We start from the raw sequence: 21,002 nt of genomic DNA on the forward strand, positions 1-21,002 counted from the left end.
TGCAAGCATGAGCGACCCGCACGACTATGTGGCCCTCGAATGGGTCAAGGGCGAAATCGCCGATACCTTGAAACAGGCCCGTCAGGCCCTGGATGCCTTCGACGAGGCAGGACGTTCGAGCCAGGACATCGGCCAGTGTCTGGCCTGCATTCACCAAGTGCACGGTAGCTTGCTGATGGTCGAGTTCTACGGCGCAGCCCTACTGGCCGAAGAAATGGAACAGTTGGTGCTGGCCATGCAGCAGGGCCGGGTCGCCGAACAAAAAGAAGCCGTGCGCCTGTTGCACCAGGCCTTCGGTCAACTGCCGTTGTACCTGGACCGTGTGCACAGCGCCCGGCGCGAGCTGCCGTTGGTGGTGTTGCCGCTGCTCAACGACCTGCGCAGTGCCCACGGTGAAAGCCTGCTCTCGGAAACCAGCCTGTTCAGCCCGACCCTCCTCGAAGTCCCCCCTCTGGATGATGTGGCTCTGGCCCGTCTGGCCCCGCCGGAGCTGCCGAACTTGCTGCGCAGGCTGCGGCAGACGCTGCAGATGGCATTGGTCGGGTTGCTGCGTGAAAAGGACGATCCGATCAACTTTGGTTATATGGCCAAGGTCTTCGCTCGCCTCGAAAGCCTGTGCCGGAACGCTCCGCTAGGCCCACTCTGGCAGGTCGGCTCGGCGTTGGTCGAAGGCATTCTCAGTGGTGCTATCGGCAACAGCCCAGCCTTGCGCAGCCTGCTCAAGGATTCCGACAAGGAACTCAAGCGCTTGCTGGAACAGGGCATCGCCGGCATCAACCAGGCGGCGCCGGACGAATTGCTCAAGAGCCTATTGTTCTATATCGCCAAGGCCGAGCGGCCTACCGCGCAGATGCTGGTTCTTAAGGCGCGTTACGGCCTGGACGAGGCGTTGCCGGATACTTCCACGGTGGACGAAGAGCGCGCACGCCTTGCCGGCCCTGATCGGGATGCCATGCGTTCGGTGGTCTCGGCGCTCTGCGAAGAGCTGGTGCGGGTCAAGGAGCGGCTCGACCTGTTTGTACGCAGCGACCGCCTGCACACCGATGACCTGGCCAGCCTGCTGGCGCCGTTGCGGCAGATCGCCGATACCTTGGCGGTGCTCGGCTTCGGCCAGCCGCGCAAGGTTATCATCGACCAACTGGCGGTGGTCTTGGGCCTTGCCCAGGGGCAGCGCGAACCTAATGATGCGGTGCTGATGGATGTCGCCGGAGCCTTGCTCTATGTCGAGGCGACGTTGGCCGGGATGATCGGTACGGTGGAACCGCCAAGCCGTGAAGAAAGCCGCCTGCCGACCACTGATCTGACCCAGATTCACCGGATCGTCATCAAGGAGGCACGGATTTGCCTGCAACAGGCCAAGGATCTGATCGTCGAGTGTGTCGATGCCGGCTGGGACCGCGAGCGCCTGATGCCGCTGCCCGAGCTGGTGACGCAAGTCCGCGGCGCTCTGTCGATGATTCCCCTGAACCGTGCGGCGAGCCTGCTGGAAACCTGCAACCGCTATGTCCGCGAGCACTTGCTGGTGGACCCGACGGCGCCGTCCTGGCAACAGCTCGACTGCCTGGCCGATGCGCTGACCGGCATCGAATACTACCTCGAACGCTTGACCGAGGACCATGAGGCTCCCGGCGAACGGGAGCTGGACAAGGCCGAGGAGAGTCTCGATGCGCTAGGGTATGTGCCGGTCGAACTGGACGTGCCGTTGCTCGAGGAAGTGCTGAGCCCAAGCGAAGCCATGGTCATGCAGGGCTCGCAGGCACTGGACGATCCGCGAGTGGCGCAGTCCCTGGCCGATGTGCTGGCCAGTCCGGTCTCGGCGCTCAACCCACCGGCCCGGCAGATGCCAGGAAGCCTGTTACCGCCACCGACCGGTGAAGCACCCGTGGATGATGAGTTGCGAGAAGTCTTTCTTGAGGAAACCGAGGAAGTCCTCGATGCGCTGCGCGATTACCTGCCGCGCTGGCGCGCCGATATCGAGAGCAAATCGGCCTTGGCCGAGTTGCGTCGAGCCTTCCATACCTTGAAGGGCAGCGGACGGATGGTTCGTGCGTTGGTGCTGGCCGAACTGGCCTGGGCTGTGGAAAACCTGCTCAACCGGATTCTTGAGCGCAGCGTCGAGCCTGGGCCGGCGGCACGGCAACTGATCGCCGAGGTAGTAGCGCTGCTGCCGGAGCTGATCGCTGAGTTTGCCGCGAATGTCCAGCGCCAGCGCGACGATGTCGACTCGCTGGCGGTTTGGGCTCATGAGCTGGCGAGTTCGGATGGGGACGAGGCTGATGGCACCGACGAGATCGATGATCTCGATCCGCAGTTGCTGGAGATCTTCCGCAACGAAGCTGGCGCTCACCTCGATAGCCTCAACCGTTTTCTCGAGCAGGTCGCCGAGCACCCGCCGCTGCAGGTCAGCGATGAATTGCAACGGGCCTTGCACACCCTCAAGGGCAGCGCCTATATGGCCGGGGTCCTACCGATGGCCGAGCTGGCCGCGCCGCTCGACCATCTGACGCGGGAGCTCAAGGCCCACCTGCTGGCGCTAGGGTCGGAAGAAATCGAATTGTTGTCGCAGGCCGAAGGCTTGTTTCGTCGTGGTCTCAAGCAATTGACCGACGGTCCGCTGGCCACCATCAGCGGCGCATCGGAACTGATCCAACGGACCGAGGCGGTGCTGGCAAGGCGCCTCGACGCGCTGTTGAGCGAGCCTGGCGGCACCCAGCGAACCAAGCGCGATCCGCAACTGATCAACAACTTTCTTGCCCAGGGCATGGATATCCTGCTGGATGCCGAGAACCTGCTACTGCGCTGGCAGCAGCACCCCGGCGAGCGCCAGGAGCTCAACGACCTGCTGGACGAACTGACCGTCCTTAGCCAGGGCGCACATATCGCCGACCTGGAGCCGATGGATGAGTTGTGCGAAGCCTTGCTGGACCTTTATGGCGCCGTCGAAGAGAGCAGCCTGGCGGTCAGCGAGCGGTTTTTTCATGAGGCCCAGCAGGCCCATGAAGCCTTGATCAACATGCTCGACGAGTTGGCCGCAGGTCAAGAAATCAACCCGCAACCGGAGCGTGTCCGCGCCTTGCGCGAGTTGCTCGACGCAGCCCTTGACCCGTCCGCCACCGGGCTAATCAGGACCGACGGCAGCCGTTCCTTGAGCATCACCGAGCTGTCGACGGCCACCGCCGAGGCGGCCAGGGTTGAAGGCGCAGTGGGTCTGGATGACGAGATCGTGACGATCTTCCTCGAGGAGGCGGTGGATATTCTCGACAATGCCGGTCTGGCCTTGCTGCGCTGGCTCGAGGAACCCGACAACGCCGCGCCGCTGTTGTCCCTGCAACGCGACCTGCACACCCTCAAGGGCGGTGCGCGGATGGCCGAGATCGGCCCTGTCGGCGACCTGGCCCACAATCTGGAAAATCTTTATGAAGACCTGGTGGATCGGCGTTTCAGCCATTCCCTGGCCTTGGCGCGGTTGCTGCAAAAGAGCCATGATCAGCTCGCCGTGTTGCTGAAGCAACTGCAAGGTCAACAGCCCCTGAGCGATCCGACAGCTTTGATCGAGAATATCCGGGCGTTTCGACAGCAGGCGGGGCAATCCGAGTCCGTCGAACCCACGGGACCGGCCCAGCTGGCCGCGACGGTCGGCGATCCGGAATTACTGGAGGTGTTTCTCGAGGAAAGCTTCGACATTATCGAAAGCTCTACCGCAGCGCTACGGCGCTGGCAGGCCGACCCCTCGAGCCGCCAGGAAGTGGAAACCCTGCTGCGCGACCTGCATACCCTCAAGGGGTGCGCGCGGATGGTCGAGATTGCGCCCATCGGCGACCTGGCTCATGAGCTGGAATTTCTCTACGAAGGCGTGTCGACTCAGCTACAGCCTGGCGAGGCGTTGTTCGAATTGTTGCGCAGTGGTCATGACTGCCTGGCGCAGATGCTTGATGCGGCACGCGACGCACAACCGGTGTTGCCCGCCAATGCCTTGATTGCCGAGATACAGGCGTTTGCTCGCCAGCCTCTGGTCGCGTTGCCGGTGACGCCGGAGCCCGCGCCTTCGGTGCCGGTCAAGCGTGAGGCGGCGTTGCCCGAGGCTGAGCGTGCGCCCCAGGACATGGTCAAGGTTTCGGCGGATGTCCTGGAAGATCTGGTCAACCTGGCGGGAGAAACCTCGATCTTCCGTGGTCGCATCGAGCAGCAGGTGAATGACGCCAAAGTCGCGCTCAGCGAAATGGAAACTACTCTCTCGCGCATGCGCGATCAACTGCGGCGGATGGATAGCGAAACCCAGGGGCGGATCCTCAGCCGCCAGCAGGTGGAGGCCGAACGCCTGGGCTACGAAGAGTTCGACCCACTGGAGATGGACCGCCATTCTCAGTTGCAGCAGTTGTCCCGGGCTTTGTTCGAGTCGGCCTCCGACTTGCTGGACCTCAAGGAAACCCTGGCCGAACGCAACCAGGATGCGAAGAATCTGCTGCTGCAACAGGCGCGGGTCAATACCGAGTTGCAAGAGGGCCTGATGCGCACGCGGATGGTGCCGTTCGGGCGTTTGGTACCGCGCCTGAAACGCATTGTCCGGCAGGTCGCTGGAGAGTTGGGTAAGGACGTCGAGTTTATTGTCGGCAATGCCGAAGGCGAGATGGACCGCAATGTCCTCGAACGCATGATCTCGCCCCTTGAGCACATGCTGCGCAACGCCGTCGACCACGGCCTGGAAAGCGCGCAGGTGCGACTTGCCGCCGGCAAGCCGGAACAGGGACGGATCACTCTGGACCTGTCCCACGAAGGTGGCGACATCGTCTTCGATATCCGCGACGACGGTGCCGGGGTTCCGCTCGATGCCGTGCGGCGCAAGGCGATCAAGCGCGGGATGATCGAGGAAAACACGCCGATCAGCGACCGCGACGTGTTGCAATTCATCCTCCAGCCGGGCTTCTCCACCGCCGAGCGCATCACCCAGATCTCCGGGCGCGGCGTCGGCATGGACGTGGTCCATGAGGAAGTGCGGCAACTGGGCGGGACCATGACCATCGACTCCACCAAGGGGCAGGGCGTGCACTTCCAGATCCGCCTACCGTTCACCGTCTCGGTGAACCGCGCATTGATGGTGCAGTGTGGCGATGAGCAGTATGCGATCCCACTGAACACCGTCGAAGGTATCGTGCGGGTCCTGCCCAACGAGCTGGAGAGCTATTATCAACTGAGCCCGCCGCGTTACGAGTACGCCGGGCAAATCTACGAACTGCGCTACCTGGGCGAATTACTGCAAACTGTCAGCAAGCCCAAGTTGCTCGGCCTGAGCCAGGCCTTGCCGGTACTGTTGGTGCACTTCAACGAGCAGCGGGTGGCGCTGCAGGTGGACACCCTTGCCGGTACCCGGGAAATCGCGGTCAAGAGCCTGGGGCCACAGTTTGCCGGGGTAGCGGGGTTATCCGGCGCGACGATTCTCGGCGATGGCCGAGTGGTGTTGATTCTCGACCTGCTGGCCCATCTGCGCAGGTCTCAAACCTGGGTGCCGGTGCCACGCGCGGTGAGCGACTTGACGGTGGATTACATGCCGATGCGTTCGACGCTGGTCATGGTGGTGGACGACTCGGTCACGGTGCGCAAGGTCACCAGCCGGCTACTGGAGCGCAACGGCATGAATGTGATCACCGCGAAAGACGGCGTGGATGCGCTGACCCTGTTGCAGGAACACACCCCGGACCTGATGCTGCTGGATATTGAAATGCCGCGCCTGGACGGCTTCGAAGTGGCGACCCAGGTACGCAACCATCCGCGCCTGAAGGATTTGCCGATCATCATGATCACTTCCCGTACCGGCCAGAAACACCGAGACCGGGCCATGGCCATTGGCGTCAACGACTACCTGGGCAAGCCATACCAGGAGTCGGTGCTGCTGGAGAGTATCGCTCATTGGAGCTCTGTTCATGTATGAGCATCGAGCGAGCAGCCTGACCGGACTGATGCTGCCATTGGCTGACCGCTACCTGCTGCTGCCGAACGTCGCGGTGGCCGAACTGATCGACTACCAACGCGGCGAACCTGCCAGCGATGCGCCGCCATGGTACCTGCGGCCCATCACCTGGCGTGACCGACAACTGCCGCTGATCAGCTTCGAGGCGGCGTGTGGCGGGGCTATCGCGGTCGGCGAGCGGTCGCGGATCGTGGTCCTCAATGCTCTGGGCGGACGGGCGCAACTGAAGTTTATCGCCTTGGTGATCCAGGGCATTCCGCGCTCGTACAAGCTCGACAGCCAACTGAGCTTTGTCGATGTGCCGTTGTGCCACCTGGAAAAGGCCGCGGTGCAGGTTGCCGACCTGGTGGCGAAGGTACCGGACTTGCTGGGGTTGGAGCGCCTGGTGCTGGAGTCGGGGCTGGCCTGAGCGATGTGTGACGGCGGCAGGCGTCTTCACCAGCAATCCGACTCCCACAACGTCCGATCAATTCACAAGATTGCGGGATAACGAGTGGCCCCTCACTGAGACTGTTGTCGAAAAATTCATGGCCGAGCTTTATTCAGGCTGAATCGGCACGATCATTAACCTGGGCGTAACAATCCACCACTGGGCTTGATTGATGCACCGTCGATTCACTCCTACTGTCTACTCCACGACAGCGAACCCGTGGAGTGAGCATGACAACCGCCAATTTCCTCGACTCGCGCTGGACGCGGCGGCGTGCCGAGAAGCAGCGCCGTCTCGAACTGGTGCGGGCCCTCGCCGATGGCGTGGTGTTGCCGACCGAGAAGATCGTCACTGCCCTGGAAGCCCTGATCATGCCGGGCGACCGGGTGGTGTTGGAGGGCAATAACCAGAAGCAAGCGGATTTCCTGTCCCGCTCCCTGGTGCAAGCCGATCCGGCCAAGCTCCACGATTTGCACATGATCATGCCCAGCGTCGGTCGCGCCGAGCACCTGGACCTGTTCGAGCGCGGTATCGCCCGCAAGCTGGACTTCTCCTTCGCCGGCACCCAGAGCCTGCGTATCAGCCAGTTGTTGGAAGACGGCCTGCTGGAAATCGGCGCCATTCATACCTACATCGAACTCTATGCGCGGTTGGTGGTGGACCTGATCCCCAACGTGGTACTCAGTGCCGGCTTCATGGCCGATCGCGCCGGCAATATCTACACTGGCGCCAGCACCGAGGACACCCCGGCGCTGATCGAGCCGGCGGCGTTCAGCGACGGTATCGTGATCGTCCAGGTCAATCAGTTGGTCGATGATGTCAGCGAGCTGCCCCGGGTGGATATCCCGGCGTCTTGGGTCGACTTTGTGGTGGTGGCCGACCAGCCTTTCTATATCGAGCCGCTGTTCACTCGCGACCCGCGCCATATCAAGCCTGTGCATGTACTGATGGCGATGATGGCGATCCGTGGAATCTACGAAAAACACAACGTGCAGTCCCTCAACCACGGGATCGGTTTCAACACCGCCGCTATCGAGCTGATCCTGCCGACCTACGGTGCATCGCTGGGCCTCAAGGGCAAGATCTGCCGCAACTGGACGCTCAACCCCCACCCGACCTTGATTCCCGCCATCGAAAGCGGCTGGGTCGAAAGCGTGCATTGTTTCGGTACGGAATTGGGCATGGAGCACTACATCGCCGCCCGGCCGGATGTGTTCTTCACCGGGCGCGACGGCTCGTTGCGTTCGAACCGGATGTTCTGTCAATTGGCCGGGCAGTATGCGGTGGACCTGTTTATCGGCGCGACCCTGCAAGTCGACGGTGACGGTCATTCCTCCACCGTGACCCGTGGGCGTCTGGCTGGCTTTGGCGGGGCGCCGAACATGGGGCATGACCCACGCGGTCGCCGCCATGGCACCCCGGCCTGGCTGGATATGCGCCTCGATACCGGCGACGCGCCCCAAGCCCTGCTCGAACGCGGCAAGAAGCTGGTGGTGCAGATGGTCGAGACCTTCCAGGAGGGTGGTAAGCCGACTTTCGTCGAAACCCTCGATGCCGTGGACGTGGCGAAAAAAAGCGGCATGGCGCTGGCGCCGATCATGATCTATGGCGACGACGTCACCCATCTGCTGACCGAAGAGGGCATCGCCTATCTGTACAAGGCGCGCTCCCTGGAAGAACGCCGGGCGATGATCGCTGCCGTGGCCGGTGTCACCGCCATCGGCTTGCGGCATAACCTCAAGGATACGGCGCGGATGCGTCGCGAAGGCCTGATCGCGCTGCCCGAGGACCTCGGTATCCGCCGCACCGAGGCCCGCCGTGAGCTGCTGGCAGCCAAAAGCGTGGCCGACTTGGTGGAGTGGTCGGGTGGCCTCTACGCCCCGCCCGCCAAATTCAGGAGCTGGTAAATGCACGCCTTCAATCTGCAAGCCCAACCGTGGTTTCTGGCCGAGCGCCTGGCGGATTTCGCGGTGCGGGCGCTGATCGACGAAGCCGACCTGTCGCCCAAGCCAGCGTTGGTCGATCGGCGTGGCAACGGTGCACACAGCGATCTGCACTTGGGCTTGATGCATGCCTCGGCCCTGTCGCTGTGGCCGATGTTCAAGGCAATGGCCGAGGCGGCGATAGCCAGCCCAATTGCTGTCGACGCGGGGTATCAGGCAGACCGCACCGCGTGGATTGACAACGGTTGTGCCGCCGAGCGCAGGCAAGCCGGCTCGGCACAATATCCTGGTTTGCCAAGACCGGCAGCTTTGCCGCCTTCATCCAACGTCATCGACCTGTCGCTACGTGAGGCCCTGGGCCGTATCGGTCGTGAAGGCGAGCAGACGATGTTGCAGACCACCGGCGGGGTGAATACCCATCGCGGGGCGATCTGGGCCTTGGGGCTGCTGGTGGCTGGCGCGGCGCTGGACCCGCGCCGTGTCGGCGCCAATGCTATCACCCGGCGCGCTGCGTGCCTGGCCTTGCTGGAAGACCGTTACGCGCCTGATAGCGCCAGCCACGGTAGGCAGGTTGCCCAGCGCTATGGCGCTCGCGGTGCGCGGGAAGAAGCGCAGTCGGGCTTTCCGGCGGTGACCCGGCTTGGCCTGCCGCAACTGCGGCGCAGCCGGCTTGCCGGTCACGGCGAACAGCATGCCCGGCTGGATGCCTTGCTCGCAATGATGACCACTCTGGCCGACACCTGCGTGCTCTACCGTGCGGGCATGGCGGGCCTGCAGGCCATGCAACGGGGCGCTTGCGCGGTGCTGGCGGCGGGCGGCAGCGCCAGCCTGGCCGGACGGCGGCGCCTGCATGAATTGGATCGACAATTGTTGGCGATGAACGCTTCACCGGGCGGCGCCGCGGATCTACTCGCCGCCTGCCTGCTGATCGACCGCCTCGAACAGGAAGCCTTGTGATGGAAAAGCTGTTCTTTGAATTCCCCGCCGGGCAACCGCCAAAAGGCCGTGCGCTGGTGGGCTGCGTCGGCTCGGGCGATCTGGAAGTGCTGCTCGAGCCCGGCCACCCGGGTCGATTGTCGATCCAGGTGACGACCTCGGTGAACGGCAGCTCGGCGCGTTGGCAGCACCTGTTCGAGCGACTCTTTGCTGACCAACTGCCGCCGGCGCTGAGCATTGATATCCATGATTTCGGCGCCACTCCCGGTGTGGTTCGCTTGCGTCTGGAGCAAGGTTTCGAGGAGATCGGCCATGACTGACAGCGAGCGTTTATTGCACAAGCACAGCTTCGTCGAACTCGGTGCCCGCCAGCGTGCTCGGGCGCTGCTCGACAGCGGCAGTTTTCGCGAACTGCTCGATCCCTTTGAGCGGGTCATGTCGCCCTGGCTTGAACGCCAGGGCGTCGTGCCCCAGGCCGACGACGGTGTAGTGATCGCCAAAGGCGCTATCGACGGCCTGCCGGTAGTCATCGCCGCCATCGAAGGCGTATTTCAGGGCGGCAGCCTCGGCGAAGTGGGCGGTGCGAAAATCGCCGGGGCCCTGGAGCTGGCAGCCGAAGACAACCGCAAGGGCATTGCAACTCGTGCTGTGTTGCTGCTGGAGACCGGCGGCGTGCGGTTGCAGGAGGCCAATCTGGGGTTGGCGGCCATTGCCGATATTCATGCGGCGATTGTCGACCTGCGCCGTTATCAGCCGGTGATCGGCGTGGTGGCCGGCAGTGTCGGTTGCTTTGGCGGTATGTCCATCGCGGCGGGGTTGTGCAGTTATCTGCTGGTGACTCAGGAAGCCCGGTTGGGCCTCAATGGCCCACAGGTGATTGAACAGGAAGCCGGGTTGCAGGAGTACGACTCCCGTGATCGGCCGTTTATCTGGAGCCTGACCGGCGGTGAACAGCGTTTCGCCAGCGGCCTGGCGGATCGCTATGTGGCCGATGATGTGGCGTTGCTCCGCGAGCAGGTCGCGGGCTTGCTGGCGGCTGGGGTGCCCGACGTGCAACGCAGCCGGCAAGCGGATCGGTACCTGCGGCGGTTGACCGAATTGGATGCCGGTCCACAGATCGAGCCGGCGACGGTACGCCGTCTGTTCCAAGGAGATCGCCCATGAACGCTTATTCCCTGCGCGGTTTGCGCTGGTTTCAGGCCCTGGCGGCAGGTGCTGGCGAAGTGTCCCGCCTGGCGCCTTCACTGAAGGTCGCGGATATCGAGCTTGGCGGGCGGTCGGCTCGGTTGCTGGCAGTGGTGGCCGACCCGGCCAATCGGTTTGTCCGGGCCCGCAATGGCGAGGTCGGGTTGCTGGAAGGTTGGGGACTGGCCAAGGCCGTAGACGAAGTGATCGAGGCTGACAGCGCCAACGCGGACAAGCGCGCCCTGATCGCCATTGTCGATGTGCCGAGCCAGGCTTACGGGCGTCGTGAAGAAGCCCTGGGCATTCACCAGGCCCTGGCCGCGGCGGTGGACAGCTATGCTCGCGCTCGTCTGGCGGGACATGCGGTGATTGCGCTGCTGGTGGGCAAGGCGATGTCCGGGGCATTTCTCGCCCACGGCTACCAGGCCAACCGGCTGATTGCCCTGCGCGATCCTGGAGTGATGGTCCACGCCATGGGCAAGGCGTCGGCGGCGCGGGTGACGTTGCGCAGCGTCGAGGAGTTGGAAGCCCTGGCCGCCAGCGTGCCGCCGATGGCCTATGACATCGACAGCTACGCCAGCCTCGGACTGTTGTGGAAAACCCTGAGCGTGGAACAGATCGAACAGCCGACGGTCGCCGATGTAGCACAGGTAGAGGACTGTCTGATCGAGGCCATCGGCGATGTGGCGGCCAAGGGTACTGACTTGAGTGGACGCCTGGGCGCGAGCAATCGGGCGGCGTCCAGTCGGGTTCGGCAACTGTTGCGCGAGCAATGGTGAACGGCGATGTGTGCTGACGACGATTTTCTCCCCCACGACCTGCTCTGGGGGTTGAGCCCAGTGCAGTTGCCGGACGATGCGCCGGCCTGGGTGGGTGAGACGCTGAGTCTCGGCCAGCCGGTGGTGGTGCGTCGGGCATTGGCGGCACCGGATCAGGTGCCGGTGGGGGTGCGCGGGGCATTGCGTGAGCAGCGTTTCGCCACGCTGCTGCCGCGAACGCTGGTCAAGCGTCGTGTACGGCCCGAAGACCTTATCGATATTGCCGATTGCGGGCGCGACTGGCCGGCATTGCAGGCGCTGCATTACCTGCGCCCCTTGCTGAATGCCTCGGGCATGGCGTGGGGAGTCGGCGGCAGTGCTGGTTTTGAATTGGCCAGCGGTTTGCCGATCCTGCATCAACAGAGCGACCTGGACTTGATCGTGCGTGCACCGCAAGCGTTGTCGCGTGGTCAGGCCGCTGGCCTGCTGCGCCAACTCGACAATCCGTTCTGTCGCGTCGACCTGCAATTGCAGGCGCCACGGGGCGCGGTGGCACTGGCGGAGTGGGCGGGCACGGCACGCCGGGTCCTGCTCAAGCGGGCCGAAGGTGCGGTATTGGTAGTCGACCCTTGGGCTGTCCGGGAGTGGGCGGCATGAGCAGCCTACTGGTATTTCCCGGCCAGGGCGCGCAACAGCCCGGCATGCTGCGGCGGTTGCCCGATGCCGCTGTCGTGCGTGATTGCTTGCGGGAAGCGAACGATGCGCTGGGCGAGCATATCGAGGAGTTGGATACGCCACAGGCCCTGGCTTCGACCCGTGCGGTCCAGCTCTGCCTGTTGGTTGCCGGTGTCGCGGCTACCCGGTTGTTGCAGGAAAACACCGCGCCGCCGCGCTATGTCGCTGGCCTGTCCATCGGCGCCTACCCGGCGGCGGTAGTCGCCGAATCACTGGACCTGGGCGATGCCGTGCGGCTGGTGAGCCTGCGTGGCGAGCTGATGCAACAGGCTTATCCTCAGGGCTATGGCATGACGGCCTTGATTGGGCTGGAGTTGGCGGCTGTCGACCAACTATTGGCTCAGGTACACAGTGAGCGCACGCCGGTCTATCTGGCGAATATCAACGCCGATAACCAGTGTGTGATCGCCGGTAGCGAGTCGGGCATGAATGCGCTGGTCGCCTTGATGAGCGGGAACGGCGCAGCGCGGCGCCTGGCAGTCAGCGTGCCGTCCCATTGTCCGTTGCTGGACGAGCCTGCCCAGGTATTGGCTGAGGCGTTTGCCAAGATATCGATGCGGGCACCGCGCTTGAGCTACCTCAGCGCCAGCAGCGCACGGCTGCTGCGCACCGCCGAACAGATCCGCGATGACCTGGCATTCAACATGTGCCGGGTGGTCGATTGGCGCGGGACCGTGCAAAGCGCCTATGAGCGTGGCGCTCGCCTGCAGATCGAATTGCCTCCCGGTGCGGTATTGACCGGCTTGGCGCGCCGGGTGTTCGAATCAGGCACCGTCATCGCCTTCGATGGTTCCCGGTTGGACAACCTCAAGGCGCTGCTGGATGAGGAGGGACGCCGTCACCGATAAACACCGGCTGCTGCTTCGAAGGACAAAAACAACAACTTCGACAATGCGATGCGAGGACGACAAAATGATTATCTACGGTGTGGCGCTGTTGGCGATCTGTACGTTGGCAGGGGTGATTTTGGGAGACATGCTCGGCGTGTTGCTGGGCGTGAAGTCCAATGTCGGCGGGGTCGGGATCGCGATGATCCTGCTGATCTGTGCGCGGTTGTGGATGCACAAGCACGGCGGCATGACCAAAGACTGCGAGATGGGTGTCGGTTTCTGGGGCGCCATGTACATTCCAGTGGTGGTCGCCATGGCCGCCAATCAGAACGTGGTCACGGCGCTTCATGGCGGGCCGGTGGCGGTACTGGCGGCGATTGGTTCGGTGGTGGTCTGCGGTTGCACCATTGCCCTGATCAGCCGGACTTACAAGGGCGAACCGTTACCGGATGAGCCGGTGGATGTGCTGCCCGTCGCTCCTGTCGCAGGAGGACGCTGATATGTGGGAACTCATCGAGAAGGGCCTGGAACACAATGGGCTGGTCACGGCGTTCGCCTTCGTCGGCGTGGTGATGTGGGTGTCGGTGGTGGTGTCCAAGCGCCTGACCTTTGGCCGGATTCACGGCTCGGCGATCGCCATCGTCATCGGCCTGGTGCTGGCCTGGGTCGGTGGCACCCTGACCGGCGGGCAGAAAGGCCTGGCGGACCTGACGTTGTTCTCCGGCATCGGCCTGATGGGCGGGGCAATGTTGCGCGACTTCGCCATCGTTGCCACGGCCTTTGAGGTGCAGGCCAGCGAGGCGAGGAAGGCGGGGTTGATCGGTGCGTTGGCGTTGCTGCTGGGCACGGTGTTGCCGTTTATCGTCGGGGCAAGCATGGCCTGGGCCTTCGGTTATCGCGATGCGGTGAGCATGACCACCATCGGCGCCGGGGCAGTGACCTATATCGTCGGTCCGGTGACCGGTGCGGCGATTGGCGCGAGTTCTGATGTGGTGGCGTTGTCGATTGCGACAGGGTTGATCAAGGCGATCATTGTGATGGTCGGCACGCCGGTGGCGGCGCGCTGGATGGGCCTCGACAACCCACGTTCAGCGATGGTCTTCGGTGGCCTGGCGGGTACGGTCAGTGGTGTGACTGCTGGCCTGGCGGCGACGGATCGGCGCCTGGTGCCTTATGGCGCGCTGACGGCGACCTTCCATACCGGCCTGGGTTGCCTGCTCGGGCCTTCGGTGCTGTTCTTCATTGTGCGGGGTCTGATGGGCTGACCCGTCAATTCAGCCGGTTGGCATACATCCGGCATTCCGCGAGGAGCGCCAACAAATTGGGATCACGCTCCTTGGCCTTGAGGAACACCACGCCGATATGCTGTTGCAGGTGATAGTGCGCCTGCAACGGGATCAGCTTCACCCGGTTCTCGTACACCATCGCAATCCGCCCTGGCAGCAAGGCATAGCCGACGCCGGAACTGACCATGCTCAGGAGGGTGAAAATATCGTTGACCTGCATCGCCACCTTCGGTTCGAACCCTGCCTGCTCGAACACGCGGTTGCCGTCGCGGTGGGTGGCAAAGCCCTGGGTCAGCGTGATGAAGGTCATGTCCCGCAGGTCCGCCAGGTCGACTTCATCCTGTTGGGCGAAGGGCGAGTCGGCGGGGGTCGCGAGGAAAATATCATCGGCGAACAGCGGCAGATGCTCACAGTCCGGGTCGTGGGTGCTGTTATCCAGCGACACCAGGATCGCGTCCACTTCCATGTTCTTGAGCTTGTACAGCAGGTCGAAATTGGAGCCCAGAATCAGGTCGATATTCAGTTCGCTGCGGCGGATCTTCAGGCCCATGATCAGTTGCGGCACGGTCTTCACGGTCAGCGAATAGAGCGATCCGAGCTTGAAGCGTTCGGCGAAGAAACCGGCGGCCTCGCGGGTCATGCGCACACTTTCGATCACGTCCTGGATCAGTTTCTGTGCGCGCTCTTCCAGGACATAGGCGCTTTCCAGGGGTGTCAGGTTGCGGCCTTCGTGCTTGAACAACGGGCAACGCAAGGCGTTTTCCAGGGAATGGATGGCCCGGTGTACGCTGACGTTGCTGGTCTGCAACTCGGCCGCCGCCCGCGCCAGGTTGCCGGTGCGCATGAAGGCCAGGAACACCTCCAGCTTCTTCAGGGTCAACTCTTCGTCGATCAGCATGGCACCGGCTCTTTTTTGGAGGTCTCGATTGTGCCCAAGTCCTGGGGTTTTGGCTGAAGCTTTTTTCAGAACCAGTTGGCTCCCAGGGCGCTGCTCAGCAACCCGAGGGCGGTGCCGGCGATGATCAACCAGATGGCATTGACCCGGCTGAAATACACCACGGCGGCGCTGACCAGTGTCAGCAGCAAACTCAAGGTACTGGTTTCCATGCTACGAATCAGGATGTAGCTGGCGGCGAGGATCAACCCCATCGAGATCGGCAACAGGGCGCGCTTGATCCGCTGTACCCACGGTGTTTCGGTGTGTTTCTCCAGCCAACCGGCACCGAACCAGGTCAGCATCGAGCACGGCAGCAGCTTGGCCGCCAGGGCGACCATGGCGCCGGGCAGGCCCGCGGCCTGCTGGCCGATAAACACCAGGAACATGCCATTGGGCCCCGGCAGCGCTTGGGATAAGGCGAAGAAGGCGATGAACTGGGCATCGTTGACCCAGTTCATCTGAGTCACGGTGTAGCGGTGGATGTCACTCAGGGCCACGGTGTTGCCGCCGATGGACATCAATGACCAGAGCGCGCATTGGATCATCAGTTGAAACAGTACGGTCTGCATGGCTCAAGCTCGCTTGTCGACAAAACGCAGGGCAATCGACAGCGGAACACAAATCAACAGGACGCTCCATAGCGGCTGCACCAGCACGCCCATCAGGATAAAGGTCAGGCCAAAGGCGCAGTAGTTGGCGAGGTTGCGTGGCATGGCCTTGAGCAGGCGCAGGGTGGTGCCGAGCATCAGCCCGGTGGCGATCGGCATGATGGCACCGAACACCTGTTGCACCGCATCGATGTTCCACCAACGGGCGTAGGCAAAGCCCGCCAGCACGGTGATGATCGAGGGGAACAGATAGAGTCCCAGCAGCGCCACGCAAGCTCCCGGCAGACCGTGATGGCGCCGACCGTAGATGATGCTGACGTTGCCGATATTCGGTCCGGGGAAAAACTGCCCGGTGGTCAGCAGTTCGTTGAAGCCTTGTTCATCGACCCAGCGCCGACGGTCCACCATCATCTGCCGTGCCCAGGGCATCACGCCGCCGAAGCCGAACAGGCCGACCATGGCGAAGTTGTAGAAGAGTTGCCAGAGACTGGGTGACGGGAGAAGTGCGCTGGTCGGTGCGGTGGTGGGCGCCGTGACGGACATCAATGGGCTCCTTGGAACAGGTGAGGGCCGTTGCGAATTGGCAATGGGTCTTCAGTAAAACCGGTTCGGCGCTGTCACACCAGATGCCTGTCGATCAATTACCGGTCGCCGGGCATTGTCTTCCGGGCCGCGAGAGCTGAGGCCTGGTGGCCTGTGTGGCTGCTTCTGTCAGTCGATTTCGGCGCCACAAGCTCCTGACCTGCGTTGCAGAGCCTCGCCATGGACTTCTGGCATCCGCACTTGAGCTAACTAGCCGTACAGGTTATTAGTGAACAGTGTTCTGATCAATGGAGGTGAGCGGCAGATGTATCACGGGGAACGGTTCAACGCCTGGACCCACCTGGTGGGGGCGGTTCTGGCGTGCATCGGCGCCATCTGGCTGTTGGTGCTGGCGAGCCTGGATGGCAGCCCGTGGAAGATTGTCAGCGTGGCGATCTACGGCGTCACGCTGCTGGCCTTGTACAGCGTGTCGACGGTTTATCACAGTGTGCGCGGACGGGCGAAGGTGATCATGCAAAAGGTCGATCACCTGTCGATCTACCTATTGATTGCCGGCAGTTATACGCCGTTCTGCCTGATCACCTTGCGCGGGCCCTGGGGTTGGACCCTGTTCGGTATCGTCTGGGGGTTGGCAGTGCTCGGCATGCTGCAGGAGATCAAGCCACGCTCCGAAGCTCGGGTGCTGTCGATCGTGATCTATGCGGTGATGGGTTGGATTGTGCTGGTCGCTATCAAGCCGTTACTGGCAGCACTGGGCATGGTCGGCTTTATCTGGCTGGCCACGGGCGGCGCGCTGTATACCCTGGGGATCATCTTCTTTGCCCTCGATCACCGGCTGCGCCATGCCCATGGGATCTGGCATCTGTTCGTGATCGGCGGCAGTGTCCTACATTTCGTGGCGATCTCCTGGTTTGTGATCTGAAACCTTTGTGGCAGACCACTACAGGCCACTAGAAGTCACCCCACAACTGCTGGGCCAGCGCCAGCGCCACCACCGGTGCGGTTTCGGTGCGCAGAACCCGTGGACCGAGGCGCGCCGATAGGTAACCGGCCTTTGCCGCCTGCTCGACCTCGCCATCGGACAGGCCGCCTTCGGGGCCGATCAGAAACGCCAGAGTGCCCGGCTTCGGGTGGCTGGCCAGCGGCTCGGCCACCGGGTGCAGCACCAGTTTCAGGTCGGCCTCGGCCTGTTTCAGCCACTCGTTCAACAGCAGCGGCGGATGAATCATCGGCAACGTAGAGCGACCGCACTGTTCACAGGCGCTGATTGCGATCTGTCGCCAGTGGGCCAGGCGCTTGTCGGCGCGTTCGTCCTTGAGGCGCACTTCGCAGCGCTCGCTGACAATCGGTGTGATTTGGTTGACACCCAGCTCGGTAGCCTTCTGGATCGCCCAGTCCATCCGCTCGCCACGGGACAGACCCTGGCCGAGATGGATGTGCAGCGATGAATCGGCTTGCCCGGCGAAGCGTTCGGTCAGTTGGATACGCACGTGCTTCTTGCCGACTTCCAGCAGGGTGCCGAGGAATTCGCTGCCCGAGCCATCGAACACTTGCAACGCGTCGCCTTCGCCCATGCGTAGCACGCGACCGATATAGTGCGCCTGGGCCTCCGGTAGCAGGTGTTCGCCAAGGCTCAGCGGGGTGTCGATAAAAAAGCGGGACAGGCGCATTTGAAGTCTCTATTGAAAGTCGTATGCGTGAAGGACAATGATCTGTGCGTGACAAGCGCGATTGCCCGCTCGCCACAAATCTGCATGATCCTTTAGCCCGGATCACGAAAGTCCGGGTGGAAGTTGGCCGGCACCGCCACGCGGATGTCGCTGCGGGTGGCGATGTCGATGCCTTCGCTGGCGACCTCGGCCAGAAAGTCGATCTGCTCTGGCGTAATCACATAGGGCGGTAGGAAATACACCACACTGCCCAGCGGACGCAACAGCGCGCCGCGCTCCAGCGCGTGCTGGAAGACCTTCAGGCCACGGCGCTCCTGCCATGGGTAGGCAGTCTTGCCGGCCTTGTCCTGGACCATTTCGATGGCCAGGGCCATGCCGGTCTGGCGCACCTCGCCCACATGGAGGTGATCCGCCAGGTGTGCGGTGGCACTGCCCATGCGTTGGGCCAGGGCTTTGTTGTTCTCGATGACGTTGTCCTGCTCGAAAATATCCAGAGTCGCCAGTGCCGCCGCGCAGGCCAGGGGGTTGCCGGTGTAGCTATGGGAGTGGAGGAACGCGCGCAGGGTCGGATAGTCGTCGTAGAAGGCGCTGTAGACCTCTTCGGTGGTCAGGCAGGCCGCCAGCGGCAAGTAGCCACCGGTCAGGGCTTTGGACAGACACAGGAAATCCGGGCGGATACCGGCCTGTTCACAGGCGAACAGGGTGCCGGTGCGACCGAAGCCCACGGCGATTTCATCGTGGATCAGATGCACGCCGTAGCGGTCGCAGGCCTCGCGCAGCAACTTGAGGTAGATCGGATGGTACATGCGCATGCCGCCGGCGCCTTGGATCAACGGCTCGACGATCACGGCGGCGACGCTGTCGTGATGCTCGGCCAGCGCCTGTTCCATGAGCAGGAACATGTTGCGCGAATGCGCTTCCCAGCTCATGCCTTGCGGGCGTAGGTAGCAATCCGGGCTAGGAACCTTGATGGTGTCCAGCAGCAGGGCCTTGTAGGTCTCGGTGAACAACGGCACATCACCCACCGACATCGCCGCCACGGTTTCGCCGTGATAGCTGTTGGTCAGTGTGATATAGCGCTTCTTTTCCGGGCGGCCACGGTTGAGCCAATAGTGAAAGCTCATCTTCAACGCGACTTCGATGCAGGATGAGCCATTGTCGGCGTAGAAGCAGCGAGTCAAGCCTTCGGGTGTCATTTTCACCAGACGCTCGGACAGCTCAATCACTGGCTGATGGCTGAAGCCGGCGAGAATCACGTGCTCCAGCTGATCGAGCTGGTCCTTGATGCGCTGGCTGATCCGCGGGTTGCAGTGGCCAAACACGTTGACCCACCACGAGCTCACGGCGTCGAGATAGCGTTTGCCGTCGAAGTCTTCCAGCCAGACGCCTTCACCGCGCCTGATCGGAATCAACGGCAGCACTTCGTGATCTTTCATCTGGGTGCAGGGGTGCCACACGACCTCGAGATCGCGTTTCATCCACTGGTTGTTCAGGCTCATTTCCACTCTCCCGCGGGCGGCTCGCGACAGGCGCGGGCAAACAATCGGCAAGCCTATGCAATGCTGGGCCGTGGGACAACCCTTTGGGGGCATTTACCCGATCCGCAGTCGACCGCTGAGCTTGTAGGGCGCAGGCTATGACGGTTTTTTGCGATTGTGGCCCTGGTAGTTCGACTAGAGGCGTTTCCCAGGCTGTTCTAGCTGAGCGGTGACCTTAATATTTTCTTAACCCACTCGTCTCAGATTTATGATCGTATTTCTCGATATTTCGAAAGTGAAATTTCCGCTTCAACTCGATAGATAAATCATTAATCTTGGACGCAATACTTGCAGGATTCGGCGATGCAGCTACGTAATTCATCTTCTCGCTACGGTGCGATCAGCATGCTTCTGCATTGGGGCGTGGCGCTGATGGTCTTCGGCCTTTTTGCGCTGGGTTTGTGGATGGTCGGTCTCGACTACTACAGCGAATGGCGCAAGGCCGCTCCGGACCTGCATAGAAGTATCGGCTTGAGCCTGTTTGCGGTGATGGTCCTGCGGCTGATCTGGCGCTTTATCAGCCCACCGCCGCCAGCCCCGTCCCATCATGGCCGCCTGACCCGCGTGAGCGCCAAGCTTGCCCACGGGGTGCTCTATCTCGCTCTGTTCACCCTGATGTTTTCCGGATACCTGATTTCCACCGCCGAAGGTGTCGGGATTACGGTGTTCAAACTGTTCGACGTGCCCGCCTGGATTTCCAGTATCCCCGATCAGGCGAATGTGGCGGGTACGGTGCATTTGTACTTGGCCTGGACGGTGGTGATCTTTGCCGGTCTCCACGGCCTGGCGGCCCTGAAACATCATTTTATCGACCGTGATGCGACCTTGACTCGCATGCTGGGTCGCGAAGCCTGATGCTCAACCTCGACTTAAAAGGAATAGAAACATGTTGAAAAAAACTCTCGCCGCTCTCGCCGCTCTCGCCGTCGGTGCCGCTCTGCTGTCCGTGGGGCAGGCGATGGCTGCCGATTATGTGATCGACAAGGAAGGCCAGCACGCCTTCATTGACTGGAAGATCAGCCACTTGGGCTATAGCTTCGTTCACGGCACTTTCAAGGACTGGAGCGGTAAGTTCAGTTTTGACGCTAAGGCTCCTGAAGCGAGCAAAATTGAGGTCGAGCTGAAAACCGCCAGCGTGTTCTCCAACCACGCCGAACGTGACAAGCACATCGCGGGCAAAGATGCTCTGGAAGCGGACAAGTATCCGCAAGCCAAGTTCGTTTCCACCGCCGTCAAGTCCACTGGCGAGAAAACCGCTGACGTGACGGGTGACCTGACCCTGCACGGTGTGACTAAGCCCGTGACTTTCAAGGCCACGTTCAACAGCGAGGGTCAGGATCCATGGGGTGAATACCGTGCCGGCTTCAACGGCACCACCACCCTCAATCTGAACGATTTCGGCATCAAGGGGCCGGGTCCGTTTGCCCAGACCCTGGACCTGGATATCTCGTTTGAAGGGGTGCGGACGAAGTAACCCCGAGACTGTGGCAGCAGGTGATCGGGGCTGGAGCGCCCGCACGGCTTTTGACGGGCTTCCGGTCCTTATCGCTGGCGAGCCGGCTCCCACGGTCATGCACCTATCCGCGCTGAACGGGCACCTATAATAATGCCCCAACAAAAACGCCCCCGGCTCTCACG

General features: G+C 62.4%; 19 protein-coding genes. 14 read left to right on the forward strand and 5 right to left on the reverse strand.

Annotation, left to right across the window (positions count from 1 at the left end; translation table 11 throughout):
* Window positions 1-7 precede the first annotated feature (7 nt).
* The 11 genes from BMX68_RS13405 (at window position 8) to madM (ending at window position 14,047) form a co-directional block, all read left to right on the forward strand.
* Window positions 8-5,926 carry an Hpt domain-containing protein gene (locus BMX68_RS13405; protein ID WP_017130463.1) on the forward strand — a complete coding sequence of 1,973 codons (5,919 nt, stop codon included), beginning with the start codon at window positions 8-10 and terminating at the stop codon, window positions 5,924-5,926.
* Complete coding sequence (locus BMX68_RS13410; protein ID WP_017130462.1) at window positions 5,919-6,374, forward strand: chemotaxis protein CheW; 456 nt, start codon at window positions 5,919-5,921, stop codon at window positions 6,372-6,374. The genes BMX68_RS13405 and BMX68_RS13410 overlap by 8 nt, the downstream gene beginning before the upstream one ends.
* 251 nt (window positions 6,375-6,625) lie before the next feature.
* Window positions 6,626-8,302 (forward strand): malonate decarboxylase subunit alpha, encoded by a 1,677-nt coding sequence (gene mdcA, locus BMX68_RS13415; protein ID WP_017130461.1) that lies wholly within the window; start codon window positions 6,626-6,628, stop codon window positions 8,300-8,302.
* Entirely contained in the window at window positions 8,303-9,295 is a 993-nt protein-coding gene (locus BMX68_RS13420; protein ID WP_060781986.1) for a triphosphoribosyl-dephospho-CoA synthase, read from the forward strand.
* On the forward strand, window positions 9,295-9,594 hold the full coding sequence (locus BMX68_RS13425; RefSeq protein WP_017130460.1) for a malonate decarboxylase subunit delta: 300 nt from the start codon (window positions 9,295-9,297) through the stop codon (window positions 9,592-9,594). Before BMX68_RS13420 ends, BMX68_RS13425 begins: the two co-directional genes overlap by 1 nt.
* Window positions 9,587-10,438, forward strand: a complete 852-nt coding sequence (locus BMX68_RS13430; RefSeq protein WP_017130459.1) for a biotin-independent malonate decarboxylase subunit beta — start codon at window positions 9,587-9,589, stop codon at window positions 10,436-10,438. The genes BMX68_RS13425 and BMX68_RS13430 overlap by 8 nt, the downstream gene beginning before the upstream one ends.
* A complete protein-coding gene (gene mdcE, locus BMX68_RS13435; RefSeq protein ID WP_017130458.1) occupies window positions 10,435-11,238 on the forward strand; it encodes a biotin-independent malonate decarboxylase subunit gamma in 804 nt (267 codons plus the stop codon). The genes BMX68_RS13430 and mdcE overlap by 4 nt, the downstream gene beginning before the upstream one ends.
* A gap of 6 nt (window positions 11,239-11,244) precedes the next feature.
* Window positions 11,245-11,874 carry a malonate decarboxylase holo-ACP synthase gene (locus tag BMX68_RS13440; RefSeq protein ID WP_017130457.1) on the forward strand — a complete coding sequence of 210 codons (630 nt, stop codon included), beginning with the start codon at window positions 11,245-11,247 and terminating at the stop codon, window positions 11,872-11,874.
* Entirely contained in the window at window positions 11,871-12,800 is a 930-nt protein-coding gene (gene mdcH, locus BMX68_RS13445; protein WP_017130456.1) for a malonate decarboxylase subunit epsilon, read from the forward strand. Before BMX68_RS13440 ends, mdcH begins: the two co-directional genes overlap by 4 nt.
* 64 nt (window positions 12,801-12,864) lie before the next feature.
* Window positions 12,865-13,281 carry a malonate transporter subunit MadL gene (gene madL / locus BMX68_RS13450; protein ID WP_017130455.1) on the forward strand — a complete coding sequence of 139 codons (417 nt, stop codon included), beginning with the start codon at window positions 12,865-12,867 and terminating at the stop codon, window positions 13,279-13,281.
* A 1-nt stretch (window position 13,282) separates the two neighbouring features.
* Window positions 13,283-14,047 carry a malonate transporter subunit MadM gene (gene madM / locus BMX68_RS13455; RefSeq protein WP_017130454.1) on the forward strand — a complete coding sequence of 255 codons (765 nt, stop codon included), beginning with the start codon at window positions 13,283-13,285 and terminating at the stop codon, window positions 14,045-14,047.
* A 4-nt stretch (window positions 14,048-14,051) separates the two neighbouring features.
* Here madM and BMX68_RS13460 read toward each other — a convergent pair whose 3' ends face one another.
* The 3 genes from BMX68_RS13460 to BMX68_RS13470 form a co-directional block, all read right to left on the reverse strand.
* Window positions 14,052-14,966: a LysR family transcriptional regulator gene (locus BMX68_RS13460; RefSeq protein ID WP_017130453.1), complete on the reverse strand. Its 915-nt coding sequence runs from the start codon at window positions 14,964-14,966 to the stop codon at window positions 14,052-14,054.
* A 65-nt stretch (window positions 14,967-15,031) separates the two neighbouring features.
* On the reverse strand, window positions 15,032-15,574 hold the full coding sequence (locus tag BMX68_RS13465) for a chromate transporter (RefSeq protein WP_017130452.1): 543 nt from the start codon (window positions 15,572-15,574) through the stop codon (window positions 15,032-15,034).
* Between the two features lie 3 nt (window positions 15,575-15,577).
* Window positions 15,578-16,156 carry a chromate transporter gene (locus BMX68_RS13470; RefSeq protein ID WP_017130451.1) on the reverse strand — a complete coding sequence of 193 codons (579 nt, stop codon included), beginning with the start codon at window positions 16,154-16,156 and terminating at the stop codon, window positions 15,578-15,580.
* Window positions 16,157-16,460: 304 nt separating this feature from the next.
* Between BMX68_RS13470 and trhA the strand changes: the two genes are divergently transcribed.
* Window positions 16,461-17,078, forward strand: a complete 618-nt coding sequence (gene trhA, locus BMX68_RS13475; RefSeq protein ID WP_017130450.1) for a PAQR family membrane homeostasis protein TrhA — start codon at window positions 16,461-16,463, stop codon at window positions 17,076-17,078.
* A 28-nt stretch (window positions 17,079-17,106) separates the two neighbouring features.
* Here the strand turns inward: trhA and BMX68_RS13480 are convergent, their stop codons facing one another.
* Both BMX68_RS13480 and BMX68_RS13485 read right to left on the reverse strand, forming a co-directional pair.
* The gene (locus BMX68_RS13480) at window positions 17,107-17,826 is read right to left on the reverse strand and encodes a 16S rRNA (uracil(1498)-N(3))-methyltransferase (RefSeq protein WP_017130449.1); all 720 of its coding nucleotides are present in this window, start codon (window positions 17,824-17,826) and stop codon (window positions 17,107-17,109) included.
* A 92-nt stretch (window positions 17,827-17,918) separates the two neighbouring features.
* Window positions 17,919-19,325 (reverse strand): adenosylmethionine--8-amino-7-oxononanoate transaminase, encoded by a 1,407-nt coding sequence (locus BMX68_RS13485; protein WP_017130448.1) that lies wholly within the window; start codon window positions 19,323-19,325, stop codon window positions 17,919-17,921.
* Window positions 19,326-19,667: 342 nt separating this feature from the next.
* Between BMX68_RS13485 and BMX68_RS13490 the strand changes: the two genes are divergently transcribed.
* Window positions 19,668-20,219, forward strand: a complete 552-nt coding sequence (locus BMX68_RS13490; protein WP_017130447.1) for a cytochrome b — start codon at window positions 19,668-19,670, stop codon at window positions 20,217-20,219.
* Window positions 20,220-20,250: 31 nt separating this feature from the next.
* Window positions 20,251-20,838, forward strand: coding sequence for a YceI family protein (locus tag BMX68_RS13495; protein WP_017130446.1), 588 nt, complete (start codon window positions 20,251-20,253; stop codon window positions 20,836-20,838).
* Window positions 20,839-21,002: the final 164 nt, after the last annotated feature.

Origin of the sequence: Pseudomonas agarici, assembly GCF_900109755.1 — a bacterium.
In the GTDB taxonomy this organism is placed as follows: Bacteria; Pseudomonadota; Gammaproteobacteria; order Pseudomonadales; family Pseudomonadaceae; genus Aquipseudomonas; species Aquipseudomonas agarici.

Bases quoted from the DNA above. Each gene is read 5' to 3' on its own strand.
- BMX68_RS13405 (WP_017130463.1), top strand. From the start codon at position 8: ATGAGCGACCCGCACGACTATGTGGCCCTCGAATGGGTCAAGGGCGAA.
- BMX68_RS13490 (WP_017130447.1), top strand. From the start codon at position 19,668: ATGCAGCTACGTAATTCATCTTCTCGCTACGGTGCGATCAGCATGCTT.
- BMX68_RS13460 (WP_017130453.1), bottom strand. From the start codon at position 14,966: ATGCTGATCGACGAAGAGTTGACCCTGAAGAAGCTGGAGGTGTTCCTG.
- BMX68_RS13470 (WP_017130451.1), bottom strand. From the start codon at position 16,156: ATGTCCGTCACGGCGCCCACCACCGCACCGACCAGCGCACTTCTCCCG.
- BMX68_RS13495 (WP_017130446.1), top strand. From the start codon at position 20,251: ATGTTGAAAAAAACTCTCGCCGCTCTCGCCGCTCTCGCCGTCGGTGCC.
- mdcA (WP_017130461.1), top strand. From the start codon at position 6,626: ATGACAACCGCCAATTTCCTCGACTCGCGCTGGACGCGGCGGCGTGCC.
- BMX68_RS13485 (WP_017130448.1), bottom strand. From the start codon at position 19,325: ATGAGCCTGAACAACCAGTGGATGAAACGCGATCTCGAGGTCGTGTGG.
- mdcE (WP_017130458.1), top strand. From the start codon at position 10,435: ATGAACGCTTATTCCCTGCGCGGTTTGCGCTGGTTTCAGGCCCTGGCG.
- BMX68_RS13480 (WP_017130449.1), bottom strand. From the start codon at position 17,826: ATGCGCCTGTCCCGCTTTTTTATCGACACCCCGCTGAGCCTTGGCGAA.
- mdcH (WP_017130456.1), top strand. From the start codon at position 11,871: ATGAGCAGCCTACTGGTATTTCCCGGCCAGGGCGCGCAACAGCCCGGC.
- trhA (WP_017130450.1), top strand. From the start codon at position 16,461: ATGTATCACGGGGAACGGTTCAACGCCTGGACCCACCTGGTGGGGGCG.
- madL (WP_017130455.1), top strand. From the start codon at position 12,865: ATGATTATCTACGGTGTGGCGCTGTTGGCGATCTGTACGTTGGCAGGG.
- BMX68_RS13440 (WP_017130457.1), top strand. From the start codon at position 11,245: ATGTGTGCTGACGACGATTTTCTCCCCCACGACCTGCTCTGGGGGTTG.
- madM (WP_017130454.1), top strand. From the start codon at position 13,283: ATGTGGGAACTCATCGAGAAGGGCCTGGAACACAATGGGCTGGTCACG.
- BMX68_RS13425 (WP_017130460.1), top strand. From the start codon at position 9,295: ATGGAAAAGCTGTTCTTTGAATTCCCCGCCGGGCAACCGCCAAAAGGC.
- BMX68_RS13465 (WP_017130452.1), bottom strand. From the start codon at position 15,574: ATGCAGACCGTACTGTTTCAACTGATGATCCAATGCGCGCTCTGGTCA.
- BMX68_RS13410 (WP_017130462.1), top strand. From the start codon at position 5,919: ATGTATGAGCATCGAGCGAGCAGCCTGACCGGACTGATGCTGCCATTG.
- BMX68_RS13430 (WP_017130459.1), top strand. From the start codon at position 9,587: ATGACTGACAGCGAGCGTTTATTGCACAAGCACAGCTTCGTCGAACTC.
- BMX68_RS13420 (WP_060781986.1), top strand. From the start codon at position 8,303: ATGCACGCCTTCAATCTGCAAGCCCAACCGTGGTTTCTGGCCGAGCGC.